At 67.2% G+C, this 12625-nt stretch carries 13 protein-coding genes; 7 read left to right on the plus strand and 6 right to left on the minus strand.

Features of this window, described 5'->3' with window-relative positions:
- Positions 1-2: 2 nt before the first annotated feature.
- Positions 3-1127: a HAMP domain-containing sensor histidine kinase gene (locus tag AC3WTE_RS23210; RefSeq protein WP_492441289.1), complete on the minus strand. Its 1125-nt coding sequence runs from the start codon at positions 1125-1127 to the stop codon at positions 3-5.
- A complete protein-coding gene (locus AC3WTE_RS23215; RefSeq protein WP_492441291.1) occupies positions 1127-1855 on the minus strand; it encodes a response regulator in 729 nt (242 codons plus the stop codon). The genes AC3WTE_RS23210 and AC3WTE_RS23215 overlap by 1 nt, the downstream gene beginning before the upstream one ends.
- A gap of 138 nt (positions 1856-1993) precedes the next feature.
- Here AC3WTE_RS23215 and AC3WTE_RS23220 point away from each other — a divergent pair, with 138 nt between their 5' ends.
- From AC3WTE_RS23220 to AC3WTE_RS23230, 3 genes are read left to right on the plus strand one after another with little or no spacing between them, the layout of a single operon-like run.
- Complete coding sequence (locus tag AC3WTE_RS23220; RefSeq protein ID WP_492441293.1) at positions 1994-2293, plus strand: hypothetical protein; 300 nt, start codon at positions 1994-1996, stop codon at positions 2291-2293.
- A gap of 47 nt (positions 2294-2340) precedes the next feature.
- Positions 2341-3576, plus strand: a complete 1236-nt coding sequence (locus AC3WTE_RS23225; protein ID WP_492441295.1) for a CaiB/BaiF CoA transferase family protein — start codon at positions 2341-2343, stop codon at positions 3574-3576.
- Positions 3569-4717, plus strand: coding sequence for a thiolase family protein (locus AC3WTE_RS23230; protein WP_492441297.1), 1149 nt, complete (start codon positions 3569-3571; stop codon positions 4715-4717). The genes AC3WTE_RS23225 and AC3WTE_RS23230 overlap by 8 nt, the downstream gene beginning before the upstream one ends.
- On the opposite strand, the gene dmpG is transcribed toward AC3WTE_RS23230, so the two are convergent.
- The 4 genes from dmpG to AC3WTE_RS23250 are packed head-to-tail and all read right to left on the minus strand — an operon-like array spanning position 4714 to position 8112.
- A complete protein-coding gene (gene dmpG / locus AC3WTE_RS23235; protein ID WP_492441299.1) occupies positions 4714-5730 on the minus strand; it encodes a 4-hydroxy-2-oxovalerate aldolase in 1017 nt (338 codons plus the stop codon). The two genes, AC3WTE_RS23230 and dmpG, sit on opposite strands and share 4 nt — an antisense overlap.
- The gene (locus AC3WTE_RS23240) at positions 5727-6683 is read right to left on the minus strand and encodes an acetaldehyde dehydrogenase (acetylating) (protein WP_492441301.1); all 957 of its coding nucleotides are present in this window, start codon (positions 6681-6683) and stop codon (positions 5727-5729) included. Before AC3WTE_RS23240 ends, dmpG begins: the two co-directional genes overlap by 4 nt.
- Before the next feature lie 14 nt (positions 6684-6697).
- Complete coding sequence (locus AC3WTE_RS23245; protein WP_492441302.1) at positions 6698-7486, minus strand: 2-keto-4-pentenoate hydratase; 789 nt, start codon at positions 7484-7486, stop codon at positions 6698-6700.
- The gene (locus AC3WTE_RS23250; RefSeq protein WP_492441304.1) at positions 7486-8112 is read right to left on the minus strand and encodes a TetR/AcrR family transcriptional regulator; all 627 of its coding nucleotides are present in this window, start codon (positions 8110-8112) and stop codon (positions 7486-7488) included. The genes AC3WTE_RS23245 and AC3WTE_RS23250 overlap by 1 nt, the downstream gene beginning before the upstream one ends.
- Positions 8113-8188: 76 nt before the next feature.
- Between AC3WTE_RS23250 and AC3WTE_RS23255 the strand changes: the two genes are divergently transcribed.
- The 4 genes from AC3WTE_RS23255 to AC3WTE_RS23270 are packed head-to-tail and all read left to right on the plus strand — an operon-like array spanning position 8189 to position 12596.
- Complete coding sequence (locus AC3WTE_RS23255; protein WP_492441306.1) at positions 8189-9703, plus strand: bifunctional 3-(3-hydroxy-phenyl)propionate/3-hydroxycinnamic acid hydroxylase; 1515 nt, start codon at positions 8189-8191, stop codon at positions 9701-9703.
- The gene (locus AC3WTE_RS23260) at positions 9700-10569 is read left to right on the plus strand and encodes an alpha/beta fold hydrolase (RefSeq protein WP_492441307.1); all 870 of its coding nucleotides are present in this window, start codon (positions 9700-9702) and stop codon (positions 10567-10569) included. Before AC3WTE_RS23255 ends, AC3WTE_RS23260 begins: the two co-directional genes overlap by 4 nt.
- Positions 10566-11549: a VOC family protein gene (locus AC3WTE_RS23265; RefSeq protein ID WP_492441309.1), complete on the plus strand. Its 984-nt coding sequence runs from the start codon at positions 10566-10568 to the stop codon at positions 11547-11549. The genes AC3WTE_RS23260 and AC3WTE_RS23265 overlap by 4 nt, the downstream gene beginning before the upstream one ends.
- An 18-nt stretch (positions 11550-11567) precedes the next feature.
- On the plus strand, positions 11568-12596 hold the full coding sequence (locus AC3WTE_RS23270) for an amidohydrolase family protein (protein WP_492441311.1): 1029 nt from the start codon (positions 11568-11570) through the stop codon (positions 12594-12596).
- The last annotated feature ends 29 nt before the right edge of the window (positions 12597-12625 follow it).

Here is a 12625-nt window from a genome sequence, read left to right on the forward strand (position 1 = left end):
TCTCAAGGTTGTGCCGGTGCGCGGCTGGGTAATTCCACCGTGAAGGTCGCGCCGCTGCCGACGCCTGCGCTGGCAGCGGTGATGCGGCCGTGGTGGGCGTCCACCAGCGCCTTGGCGATCGCGAGTCCGATACCTGATCCGCCGTGCGCCCGGTCGCGCGCCGAGTCGGCGCGGTAGAACCGCTCGAACAGCCGGGGGAGATGCTCGGCGGCGATACCGTCGCCATCATCGGACACCTGGATCTGCACTGACCCAGCGGCATGGGTCGCTGTCACCCGCACTGTGCCACCGGCGTCAGTGTGTCGCAGCGCGTTGGTCAGCAGATTGGCCAGCACCTGGTCGAGTCGCTGGGGGTCGGCCCACAGGTCGGGTAGTCCTGCGGTGATATCTGACGTCAGCGCAACCCCTTTGGCGCGGTACGGCGCGGCGAAGGCGTCGACGGCAGCGGCGATGACCGTCGCGGGCGCGACGGACCGGGTATCGATGAGCGCCATATCGCGTTCGGCGTCGGACAGCGCCCGCACGTCGGAACTCAGCCTCGCCAGCCGACCGGTCTGGTCGCGCAGCACACCGATCGTGGTCGCGTCGAGTGGGTGGATGCCGTCTTCGATCGACTCCAGATAGGCGTCGATGACGGAGACGGGCGTGCGGAGCTCGTGTGCCAGGTCGGCCAGCAGCTGACGCCGGGTCGTCTCCACAGAACCCAGCTGCTCGGCCATGGTGTTGAAAGCGTCTGCGATGGCGTCGAATTCAGTGCCCAGGTGCGGCGGCGAGACCCGGATGTCGTAGTTGCCGTCGGCCACGGCGGTGGCCGCGGCGGCGAGCTCGGCGGTCGACCGGTGCATCCGTCGGCTCAGATACCAGCTCAGCGCCAGCGCCGTCGTGGCAGCCACCGCCAGTGACATCCCGACCGAGACGGCGGTCGCCTGCCGGAACACCTGCTCATACGGGTGCGGGCCGGTGCGCCCCGGGATCAGCACATCCTGCATCACCTTCCGGAACATCGGCGGACCGATGATCAGCGCGACGGTGGTCGTGGTGACGATGGCCGCGACCACGACGACCGCGTTGGTGACAAGCAGGCGGCTGCGAATTCCGTGCTTGCTGCGCGGATGGTTCTGGGCCATCAGCCTTCTCCCATTCGGTATCCGACGCCGCGCACCGTGGTGACATAGCGCGGCTCGGCCGAGTTGTCACCCAACTTGCGGCGCAGATGGCCGACGTGAACGTCGACGACGTTGTCATTGCCGAACCATGATTCGCCCCACACGGCCTCAAGCAATTGATGCCGCGTCCACACCTGCCGCGGACGCGAGGACAGCGCCGCCAGCACGTCGAACTCCGTGCGGGTCAGCATGATCGGCGCACCGCCGAGCAGCGTCTGGCGGCTGTCGGTGTCGATGTGCAGATCGCCGAACACGCGCGGTGGTGTCCCCGTCACCGGGTCGGGATCGGCCGCCCGCCGCGGCCGGCGCAGCATCGCGCGGATACGGGCCACGAGCTCGCGGGGGCTGAAGGGTTTGGTGACGTAGTCGTCCGCGCCGACCGACAGCCCGACGATGGTGTCGATCTCGGCATCACGCGCGGTCAGCATCACGATGTACGCGTCGGAGAACACGCGCAGCTGTCGGCACACCTCGATGCCGTCGAGCCCAGGCAGGCCGATGTCGAGGATGACGACATCGGGATCGAGTTCGCGCGCCACGGCCAGGGCGGACGGGCCGTCAGCCGCGACGCGCACCTCGAACTGTTCGCGTTTGAGGTAGCTGGCCACGACGTCGGCCAGCGCTGTCTCGTCGTCGACGACCAGCGCGCGCAGCGTGGGATCAGTGCCGTTCACCTGCTCATAGTGCACCCGCGCGAAGGCCTGGTCGACGGGATGACCTGGTCAGCGCCGCGTTCTTTAACGAATCTTCATCGTTCCTCAGGGGAACCCTTGTCGGCCGATTCGAGGCTGGAAGCCGTCAGAAACCCACCACGAAGGGACATCGAAATGCTCAGCAAGATCGCATTCTTCTCGACCGGCGCCGCAGCCCTGGCCGCTGCCACCCTCATGACCGCCGGCCCGGCCCAGGCCACCAGCGTGTCCGGCAACAACGGCGCCGACGTGGTGTCGACGTTGCGCAGCGAGGGCTACAACGTGCAGGTCGACGGCGCCCCGAGCGCACCGCTGTCCGCGTGCACGGTGACCGACGTGCACGGGCTGCCGAATCCCGCGGACCCGACCCAGCGCGCGGACACTCGCATGGTCAACAACGTGTACGTCGACGTCACCTGTGCGTCGGACTCCTGAGTGGGGCCGCAGCGTGCCGGCCGGCGGCGGCATGGTTATGTGAGGGTGTGACCGAAGCGTCGTCGCTGCCGCTGGCCGGGATCACCGTCGTCGCGATGGAGCAGGCTGTGTCCGCGCCGATGTGCACGCGCGTGCTCGCCGATTTCGGCGCCCGCGTGATCAAGGTCGAAAATCCCCAGGGTGGCGACTTCGCCCGCTACTACGACGACGTGGTGCTCGGACAGGCGGCACACTTCGTCTGGGCCAACCGGGGCAAGCAATCCATCACCCTGAACCTCAAGTCCAACAAAGGTATTGCGGTCCTGCACCAGTTGCTCGATGGTGCTGACGCATTCGTCTCCAACCTGGCGCCCGGCGCCACCGCGCGATTGGGGCTGTCGCCGGAGGAACTCGGAAAGCGGCATCCCCAGGTGATCCCCGTCGAGATCTCTGGTTATGGCGCCCCCGGCCCCCTCGCTCAAAAGCGGGCGTACGACCTTCTGGTGCAAGCGGAATCAGGGTCGTGTGCGGCCACCGGCTTTCCGGGCATGCCGGCCAAACCAGGCCCGCCTGTCGCCGATATCTCCACAGGCCTGTACTCGGCGCTGTCGATCCTGGCGCTGCTGCTGGGCCGGGCCCGCGGGGTGTCGACGGGTGCGGCACCGTCGGTCGCGGTCAGCCTGTTCGACACCATGACCGACATCATGGGTTACCCGCTGACCTACACCCAGCATTCCGGCGTGAACCAGCAGCCGCTCGGCATGGCGTCGCCGGCCGTCGCGCCGTACGGCGCGTTCGCGACCCGGGACGGGCAGAAGGTGGTGCTCGGCACCACGAATGACAGGGAGTGGCAGCGGCTGGCCCGGGAGATCATCGACCGGCCCGACCTCGCCGAGGATCCCCGATTCGCGAGCAACTCGCACCGCTGCGCACACCGCGATGAACTCCATGCCGTCATCGAATCCTGGTGCGCAGAACGCGATCTCGACGACATTCAGCAGGTGGCCGACGCCGCCGGCATCGGAAATTCCCGGTACAACCTGCCCAGCGAAGTCATCGCCCATCCGCACCTCACTTCCCGCGACCGGTGGCGTCAGGTCAGCACGCCGGGCGGCGCGATCGAGGCGTTGTTGCCGCCACCGGTGATCAGCGGCCTCGAGCTGAGCATGGGCGCAATCCCGGGACTGGGGGAGCACACGGATGCGATACTCGGCGAATTGGGTTACAGCGCCGAGGATATTGCCGGCCTACGCGCCGACGGTGCCATCGGAGATGTCTACGGAGCAGGGAGCGACCATGCGTGAAGTCGTCATTGTGGAGGCTGTGCGGACCGCCGTCGGCAAGCGCAACGGGGGATTGGCCGGCCAGCATGCGGCCGATCTGTCTGCCGTTGTGCTCAATGATCTGATGGAACGGTCCGGCGTGGCGCCGGAGCTCGTCGACGACGTGGTGTGGGGTTGCGTCTCGCAGGTGGGTGACCAGTCCAGCAACATCGCCCGCTGGTCGGTGCTGGCGGCCGGCTGGCCCGACTCGATTCCGGGGACGACGGTGAACCGGGCCTGCGGATCCTCGCAGCAGGCATTGGATTTCGCGGTGCAGGCCGTGATGTCGGGCCAGCAGGACATCGTGGTCGCCGGCGGCGTCGAAGTGATGAGCCGGGTGCCTTTGGGAGCGGCCCGCCAGACGGGGCAGCCGTACGGGCCGAAAGCGCTTGCCCGGTATGACGGTTTCAGTTTCAACCAGGGTGTCTCGGCCGAGATGATCGCGCAGAAGTGGGGCCTGTCACGGGCGCGGTTGGACGAATACTCCGCGCGGTCGCACGAGCTTGCCGCTGCCGCACAGGATTCGGGCGCCTTCGTTACGCAGATTGTTCCCGTCTTCACCGCGGACGGTGGCATCGTGCACGAGGACGAGGGGATCCGGCGCGGGACGACCGTCGAGAAACTCGCCGGACTCAAACCGGCGTTCCAGGACGACGGCGTGATCCACGCCGGCAACTCCTCGCAGATTTCTGACGGTGCGGCAGCGCTTTTGGTGATGACGCTGGAGAATGCGGTGCAGCTCGGACTCACCCCGCTGGTGCGGTACGTCGGCGGCGCGGTGACCGGCGCCGACCCGGTGTTGATGCTGACCGGCCCGATTCCCGCCACCGAGAAGGTGCTGCGCAAGACGGGCGTGAGTATCGCCGATATCGGCGTGTTCGAGGTGAACGAAGCCTTCGCCCCGGTGCCGCTGGCCTGGCTCGCAGACACCGGCGCCGACGAGGCCGCACTGAACCCGCTGGGCGGCGCGATCGCGCTGGGGCACCCCCTCGGCGCGTCCGGCGCGGTGCTGATGACCCGGATGATCAATCATATGCGGGACAATGGAATTCGCTATGGCTTGCAGACCATGTGCGAAGGTGGCGGCACCGCCAACGCGACACTGGTGGAGCTGGTCGCTTAGGCGGTACGGGCCGCAGTCAGGTCCAGTGCGATATCGACCAGCATGTCCTCTTGACCGCCGACGAGCCCACGCCGTCCGGCCTCTTCCAACAGCGTTCGGGCGTCCACGTCGAAGCGCTCGGCGGTGATTTCCGCGTGCCGCAGGAAGCTCGAGTAGACGCCCGCGTAGCCGAGCGTCAGGGTTTCCCGGTCGACCCTGACCGGGCGTTCCTGTAACGGCCGGACCAGATCGTCGGCGGCGTCTTGCAACGCATGCAGGTCGCAACCGTGCTCCCAACCGAGCTTGTCCGAGGCGGCGACAAAGACTTCCAGGGGCGCATTGCCGGCTCCCGCCCCCATCCCGGTCAACGAGGCGTCGACCCGATTGGCGCCGTGTTCGACGGCGACGATCGAATTGGCCACGCCCAGTGACAGATTGTGGTGGGCGTGGATGCCGATTTCGGTGGCGGCGTCGAGGGTTCGGCGCAGCGCGTCGACCCGGTCGGCGATGTCGCGCATGGTCATCGCGCCACCGGAGTCGACGACGTAGACGCAGGTGGCGCCGTAGCCTTCCATGAGTTTGGCTTGCTCCGCGAGCGATTGCGGGTCGGTCATGTGGCTCATCATCAGAAACCCGACAGTGTCCATGCCGAGTTCGCGGGCGGCCGCGATGTGGTGGGCGGAGATGTCGGCCTCGGTGCAGTGGGTCGCCACCCGCACGACAGTGGCACCGGCGCGGTGGGCGGCCCTGAGGTCGCGGACCGTACCGATGCCGGGCAACACGAGGGTGGCGACCCGGGCATGACGCACCACCGCGGCCACGGCCTCGATCCATTCGATGTCGGTGTGGGCGCCGAATCCGTAGATGCAGCTGGAGCCGGAAAGGCCGTCGCCATGGGCGATTTCGATGGAGGCGACGCCGGCTGCATCGAGGGCGCGGGCGATGGCGACGGCGTGCGCGATGGTGTACTGGTGGCGCACTGCGTGCATACCGTCACGCAGCGTGACGTCACTGACATACAGGTCGTGGCTCATGTTGTGGCTCCGGCTGTTTCACGCGTGCGATGGGCGATGGTCTCGGCGGCGGCCTTCGCCGCAGAGGTCATGATGTCGAGGTTGCCGGCGTACGCGGGCAGATAGTGGGCGGCGCCGGCGACTTCGAGCATGGCGGTGACACGGGTGCCGGTGAACTTGCCGGTCTCGGGGATGAACAGCGGGTGGTCGGCCGTGAAGGTCTCGAACTGGACGCGCTGTTTGAGGCGGTAGCCCGGGACGTAGGCGTTGACGCGGGCCACCATGGCGTCGATGTGGTGCTCGATGGCGGCCTGGTCGACGTCGCCGTCGACCAGGCAGTAGACCGTGTTGCGCATCAGCAGGGGCGGGTCTGCGGGGTTGAGGATCATCACGGCCTTACTGCGTTGTGCACCGCCGACCGATTGCAGTGCTGCACAAGTCGTTTCGATGAATTCGTCGATATTGGCCCGGGTGCCGGGCCCCGCCGATTTCGCCGAGATGGAGGAGACGATCTCGGCGTACGACACGATGCCGCATTCCGAGACCGCGGCGACGATCGGCACGGTGGCCTGCCCACCGCAGGTGACCATGTTCAGGTTTTGCGCGTGGAGATGCTCGTCGAGGTTGACCACCGGGACGCAGTAGGGGCCGACCGCCGCGGGCGTGAGGTCGAGCATGCGCACGCCCGTCGGCTGCAGCCGTGCCCAGTTGGCCTGGTGGGCCCCGGCGGACGTCGCGTCGAAGACGAGCTTGATATCACTGAAGTTCGGCATTTGCAGGAGTCCGTCGACTCCCTCCGCGGTGGTGGGCACCCCCAGGCGTGCGGCCCGGGCCAGGCCGTCGGAACCGGGGTCGATGCCGACCATGGCCGCGAGTTGCAGTGGGCCGTCGCTGCGCAGGATCTTGATCATCAGGTCGGTGCCGATGTTGCCGGACCCGATGATGGCAACCGGCCAGGGTGATTTGTGCTGCATAGGTTTCCGGCTCTCTAGTCGAGGTGCAGGGACACGGTGCCAAGGCCCGTGATGGTGGCCTCAGCCCGGTCGCCGCGGTGGATGAATGCCGCGGAGGTGAACGAACCCGACATTACGAACTGGCCCGGGGCGATTTCGATGTCATAAGGAGCGAGGGCATTGGCGAGCCATGCGACGGCAGCGGCGGGATCGCCCAGCACCGCCGATCCGAGTCCGGTGTCGATCTCGGTGTCGTTGAGCCGCAGCGACGCCCGCGCATTCGGCAGGTCGAGCGCAGCGGAGAAGGGCACCCATTCGCCGAGCACCACCGCGCCCGAACTGGCGTTGTCGGCGACGGTGTCGGGCAGGGTGATCTGCCAATCGGCGACGCGGCTGTCGACGATCTCCAGTGCTACAGCCACCGCTGCGGTGGCCGCGCGTATGTCGTCGGCCGTGACAGCCGGTCCGCGCAGCGCCGTGTGCAACAGGAAGGCGATCTCGGGTTCGACGCGTGGTGCGCAGAATCGGTCGGCCGCGACCGCGCCACCGTCAGGAACCACCATGTCATCGAGGATGTAGCCGAAGTCGGGTTCATCGACACCGAGCAGGGTCTGCATCGGTTCGGAGGTCAGGCCGATCTTGTGTCCGACGACGGCGTGCCCGAGGTGAAGCCGCCGGTCGAGGTTGATCTTCTGGATGGCATAGGCATTGTCGACGCTCAGCGCGGGGTAACGCGCGGTCAGCGGCGCAATCGGGGCTCGGTTGAGGTGTGCGGCGTGCAGCAGATCGGCAGCGGCGTGCAGCTCTTCGGTCGTGAGCGACATCAGAGTGCATTTTCCGCGAGCATCCGCTGTGCCGTGTCGTACATGGCGTTGGCGTGCATTTCGAACAGCTCGAGCAGGTCCACCGAATCGCCACCCAGTTCCCTGGCGATGAACAGGCCGTCGGCGCCGGCAATGGAGTAGTTCACCAACAGCCGCACTTGGCCGTCCGTGAGCCCCGGCGCCAGCTCGCTGAGTGCTTCCGTGAGCGACTCGGAGGCCTGCGCCCGCGCCTGCAGGAACCGCGCACGGGCTCGCGGTTCCACTGGCCGGCGCTCCAGCGCGAGCATGAGTCCGAGGCGCAGGAAGTCGGGATGGTCGAGCAGGCCCTTCGCGAGCTGTGTGGCCAGGCCGATGACGCGTTCGCGCGGCTCGCCGTCGGACGGGAGCTTCCAGGCCTTCAACCAGGTCGCGAAGCTGCGGTCGATGACCGCGGCCAGCAGGTCGTCCTTGTCCTTGAAGTGCCAGTAGATGGAGCTGGCGGGGAGTCCGCACTTCTTGCTGACCAGTCCAATGCTGGTGCCCTCGTAACCACGTTCAGAGGCAATGTCGTTGGCGGCGTCCAGGATTCGCTCGCGCGACTGTTCGCCGTCGGCGCGCTTGCGGCGGACCTTCGGTGCCTCGGTCATTTTCGCTCCCGACTATTGACTCTGTAGCGATCACTACATTACCGTAGCGATCACTACAGAACAAGCGGAGGCCGCAATGAGCAGTGAAGACACCTACGACGTCGCCGTCATCGGGTATGGCCCCACCGGTGCCACCGCGGCCAATCTGCTGGGGCAGCTGGGCCTGAAGGTCCTGGTGGTCGAGCGCGACCCGGATATCTACAGCCGGGCCCGGGCGATCTCGACCGACGAGGAGGTGCTGCGGGTGTGGCAGTCGGTCGGGCTCGCCGAACGGCTCCAGCGCGACATGCTGCCCGACCGTCCGGTCGCGTTCGTCGACTCCGAGGGGCGGCCGTTCATCGAAACGGTGATCTACGGACGCGGGTGTGGACATCCGTCGCAGCAGTTCCTGTACCAGCCGGCCGTCGACTCGGTGCTCCGCGAAGGGGTCGCGCGCTTCGGCAACGTCGAGGTGCTGCTGGAACATGAATGCCTGCGGGTGGCCAACCGCGCCGACGACGCGGAACTGTTGCTCGCCGATCTGCGTACCGACGCGTTCAAGCGGGTAACGGCCCGCTACGTCATCGCCTCGGACGGGGGATCGTCGGGGACGCGCGGAGTGCTCGGTATCGGATACACCGGACGTACCTACGGCGAGCGCTGGGTCGTCATCGACACCAAGGTGATCAAGGAATGGGATGCGCACGATCGCTTGCGGTTTCACTGCACCCCGACACGTCCGACCGTGGACTGTCCGACCCCACTGGGACATCACCGGTGGGAATACCCCGCCAGGGGAGGGGAGGACGAGAAGGACCTCGTCAGTGACGAAGCAGTGTGGAAGGTGTTGCGAGAGCAGGGTGTTACGCCCGACCATGTCGAGATCCTGCGCGCTGTCGTCTACAGCCATCACGTGCGAGTAGCGGACCGCTGGCGCGTCGGCCGAGTCTTCCTCGCCGGTGATGCCGCGCATGCGATGCCGCCGTGGATCGGTCAGGGCATGTCCGCCGGTGTGCGTGATGCGGCCAACCTGTGCTGGAAGCTGGCCGCGGTGGTGCGCGGTCAGGCGCCGGACTACCTGCTGGATTCCTATGAGGCAGAGCGCAAGCCGCACGTCACCGAGGTGACGCGGCGCGCGGTACTCGTCGGGCGGGTGATCACCGAACGGCGGCCCTGGCTGGCCACCATCCGCAATCATGTGTTGCGCGCGGTGACCAGGATTCCCGGCGCCAACACCGCGGGCCAGAAGTTCTGGTGGATTCCTGACGCGCACTATGCCGACGGCTTCTTTGTCGCGGCGCATCCCGCGGCGGGCTGGCAGGTCCCGCAGCCGATCGTGGACGGTGTGCCCCTCGACGATCTGCTCGGCGGCGACTGGACGCTGCTGCACACCGGCGCCGCTCCGTTCGGGGCCGCGGCCTGGGCTCGCGCAGGTGTATCGAGCCTGCGGGTCAGCGAACCCAGCCTCGTCCGGTGGCTGCACGAGCGCAAGGCCGACGCCGTCGTGCTGCGCCCCGACGGATTCGTCTACGCCGCAACCTCATCCGGACAACCGATGCCGGCGCCGCCAGCCGGACTGAACCTCACCACCCTGACAGGAGCACCCGCATGACAACCACCCTCACGGAACACAACGTCACCGTCGGCGGCCGGAAAATCTTCGTCGCCGAAGCCGGTTCCGGCCCCGCGGTGATGCTGCTGCACGGCGGCGGCCCGGGCGCCTCCGGCGTCTCCAACTACTCCCGCAACATCGACGCCCTCGCCCAGCACCACCGCGTCCTCGTCCCCGACATGCCGGGCTACGGACGCTCGTCGAAAGGCATCGACAAGTCCGATCCCTTCGGCTGCCTGGCCGGCGCGATGCGCGGGCTGCTCGACGAATTGAGCATCAGCACAGCACATCTGATCGGCAACTCGTACGGCGGCGCAGCGGCACTGCGCCTGGCCCTGGACACCCCCGGCCGGGTCGGCAAGTTGGTGCTGATGGGCCCCGGCGGCATCGGAACCACCCGCGGCCTGCCGACCGCCGGCCTGAACAGCCTCCTGGGCTACTACAGCGGCACCGGTCCCAGCCGCGAGAAGCTGGCCGCATTCATCCGCAACTACCTGGTCTACGAAGGCGATTCGGTGCCCGACGAGCTGATCGACCTGAGGTACGCGGCATCGATCGACCCAGAGGTGGTGGCTGATCCGCCGTTGAGCCGGCCGTCGGGACCGTTCGCCCTGCGGACGCTGTGGCGCATGGACCTCACGCGCGACTCGCGGCTGGCATCGCTGCAGACTCCGACCCTGATCTTGTGGGGGCGCGACGACAAGGTGAACCGGCCCTCGGGCGGACCGCTGTTGCAGAACATCATGCCCAACGCCGAACTGGTCATGACCAGCCGCACCGGACATTGGATGCAGTGGGAACGTGCCGACCTGTTCAACCAACTCGTCGACGAATTCCTCTCGGACAGCACGGTATTCCGACCATGAGTGTCTTCGGTCATGTGTCCCTCGGCTACCTGGTGGTGGAGACCGAGCGGTTCGCCGACTGGCGGCGGTTCGGCCGCGATGCGATCGGCATGCACCTCGATGACCTCGACACCGATGCCCTCCGGTTCCGGCTCGACGAACAACAGTGCCGGTTCCTGCTGCGGCGCGGCCCTGCCGAGGATGTCACCACGCTGGGTTGGCAAATCGACGACCACGACACCTTCGACGAGATCCTCAGCCGTGTGCACCGGTGCGGTGTACCGATCGCCGTCGGCACCGACGAGGAAGCCGCGCTGCGCGGCGTCGAACGACTGGTGCGGATTCCCGGCCCCAACGGGTTGGCGCAGGAGCTGTACACTCGGGCGCACGTCGACGGCCAGCTGTCCGTCGCCGGAAAAGGCTTCGTCACCGGAGAATTCGGTCTGGGCCATGTCGCCGTCACCAGCACCAGGCCGCACCAGGTGCGCGGCTACTACAACACCTTGCTCGACGCTCGGCTCAGCGACTTCATCGATGAGACCATGAGCGGCGTGAAGGTCAAGATCCGGTTCCTGCGCGTCAATAGGCGCCACCATTCAGTGGCCATCGCCGCGGTGAACCGATTGCCGGTCAACCCGATTCGGACCCGTGTGCAGCACCTCAACATTCAGGTTGCCGAGCTCGATGATCTGACGGACAGCTATCAACGGGTACGGGCCCTGGGGTTCGACATGGCCCTGGGCGTCGGTCAGCACACCAACGACCGTGAGCTGTCGTTCTATGCCGTGACGCCCTCGGGTTTTGAATGGGAGCTTGGCTGGAATCCGCTGGTGGTCGACGAAACGACCTGGCGGCCGACGACGCACCAAGGCATCAGCATCTGGGGCCACGAGATGCAGCGCAGCGCCGACAAGCTGGAGCAGTTCACGACAGCGGCCCGGTCATTGCTGCACCGCGAAGACGTCGTCCCCGCACTGGCCGGCGCGGGCATCCGCGACTGAACTATCGGAGGGAGCAGCGTGAACCGCATCGACACGCACCACCACATGATCCCGCCGGATTACCGAAAGGTATTGCGACAGGCCGGTGTCGACGGTGCCGGTGGCAGGGCGCTGCCGGATTGGAGTCCGGAAGTGTCGTTAGGGGCGATGAGCAAACTCGGCGTCGCCACCGCCATTCTCTCGGTGTCGGCGCCGGGTACGACGGTCTTTCCGGCCGCGGCTGACGCGGCCGCGCTGGCGCGTGACGTGAATGACTACAGTGCCGAACTGGTTGCCGCGGGGCCAATTCGGTTCGGGTTCTTCGCCGTTCTGCCGATGCCCCATCTGGACGCCGCAGTCACCGAATCGGTGCGCGCACTCGATGAGTTGGATGCTGACGGTGTGGTCCTGCTGGCCAACAGTGCGGGTACCTATCTGGGCGCGCCGGGTCAGGACGGATTGTTCGCCGAGCTCGACGCGCGGTCGGCGGTGGTGTTCATCCATCCCGCGGAACTACCGGGCCCTACGGTCGACGGCGTGTTGCCGTTCGCGGCCGACTTCCTGCTCGACACCACGCGAGCCGCGTACTTGCTGGTGCGTAACGGTATTCGTCGGCGCTATCCGAACATCCGGTTCATCCTGAGCCATGCCGGCGGCTTCGTGCCGTACGCGTCGCACCGGCTGGCCCTGGCCATCACCAGTGATGTCGGCGGTAGCCCGGCTGACCACCTCGACGATTTCGCGAGCTTTTACTTCGATACCGCGTTGTCGTCGAGTGCGGCCGCGCTGCCGTCACTGCTGGCCTTCGCCAAGCCGGGTCACGTGACGTTCGGTTCGGACTTCCCGTTCGCGCCGGTCGGGGCCGGCCAGCTGTTCGCGGGCGGACTGGAGTCCTATGCGGGACTGGACAACTCCGGGCGCCAGGCGATCGACCGCACCAACGCACTGGCGCTCTTCCCACGCCTGGGTGCTGCGGCGCCACCGGCAGCGCCGTCGCTGATCGAGCAGGTTCGCCACACCGCCAGCCGGACGGTGATGCGGGGTGTGGCGCGGTTGATGACGAGGTAGGGGTATGGCTGGGGAGCGTCCGACACGCC

This window comes from Mycobacterium sp. FW102-FHT13B02 (genome assembly GCF_058790275.1).

What these genes read in the sequence shown, in the direction of transcription:
- AC3WTE_RS23210 (WP_492441289.1), bottom strand. Translation starts at nt 1,127, where the DNA reads ATGGCCCAGAACCATCCGCGCAGCAAGCACGGAATTCGCAGCCGCCTG.
- AC3WTE_RS23220 (WP_492441293.1), top strand. Translation starts at nt 1,994, where the DNA reads ATGCTCAGCAAGATCGCATTCTTCTCGACCGGCGCCGCAGCCCTGGCC.
- AC3WTE_RS23230 (WP_492441297.1), top strand. Translation starts at nt 3,569, where the DNA reads ATGCGTGAAGTCGTCATTGTGGAGGCTGTGCGGACCGCCGTCGGCAAG.
- dmpG (WP_492441299.1), bottom strand. Translation starts at nt 5,730, where the DNA reads ATGAGCCACGACCTGTATGTCAGTGACGTCACGCTGCGTGACGGTATG.
- AC3WTE_RS23240 (WP_492441301.1), bottom strand. Translation starts at nt 6,683, where the DNA reads ATGCAGCACAAATCACCCTGGCCGGTTGCCATCATCGGGTCCGGCAAC.
- AC3WTE_RS23245 (WP_492441302.1), bottom strand. Translation starts at nt 7,486, where the DNA reads ATGTCGCTCACGACCGAAGAGCTGCACGCCGCTGCCGATCTGCTGCAC.
- AC3WTE_RS23250 (WP_492441304.1), bottom strand. Translation starts at nt 8,112, where the DNA reads ATGACCGAGGCACCGAAGGTCCGCCGCAAGCGCGCCGACGGCGAACAG.
- AC3WTE_RS23255 (WP_492441306.1), top strand. Translation starts at nt 8,189, where the DNA reads ATGAGCAGTGAAGACACCTACGACGTCGCCGTCATCGGGTATGGCCCC.
- AC3WTE_RS23260 (WP_492441307.1), top strand. Translation starts at nt 9,700, where the DNA reads ATGACAACCACCCTCACGGAACACAACGTCACCGTCGGCGGCCGGAAA.
- AC3WTE_RS23265 (WP_492441309.1), top strand. Translation starts at nt 10,566, where the DNA reads ATGAGTGTCTTCGGTCATGTGTCCCTCGGCTACCTGGTGGTGGAGACC.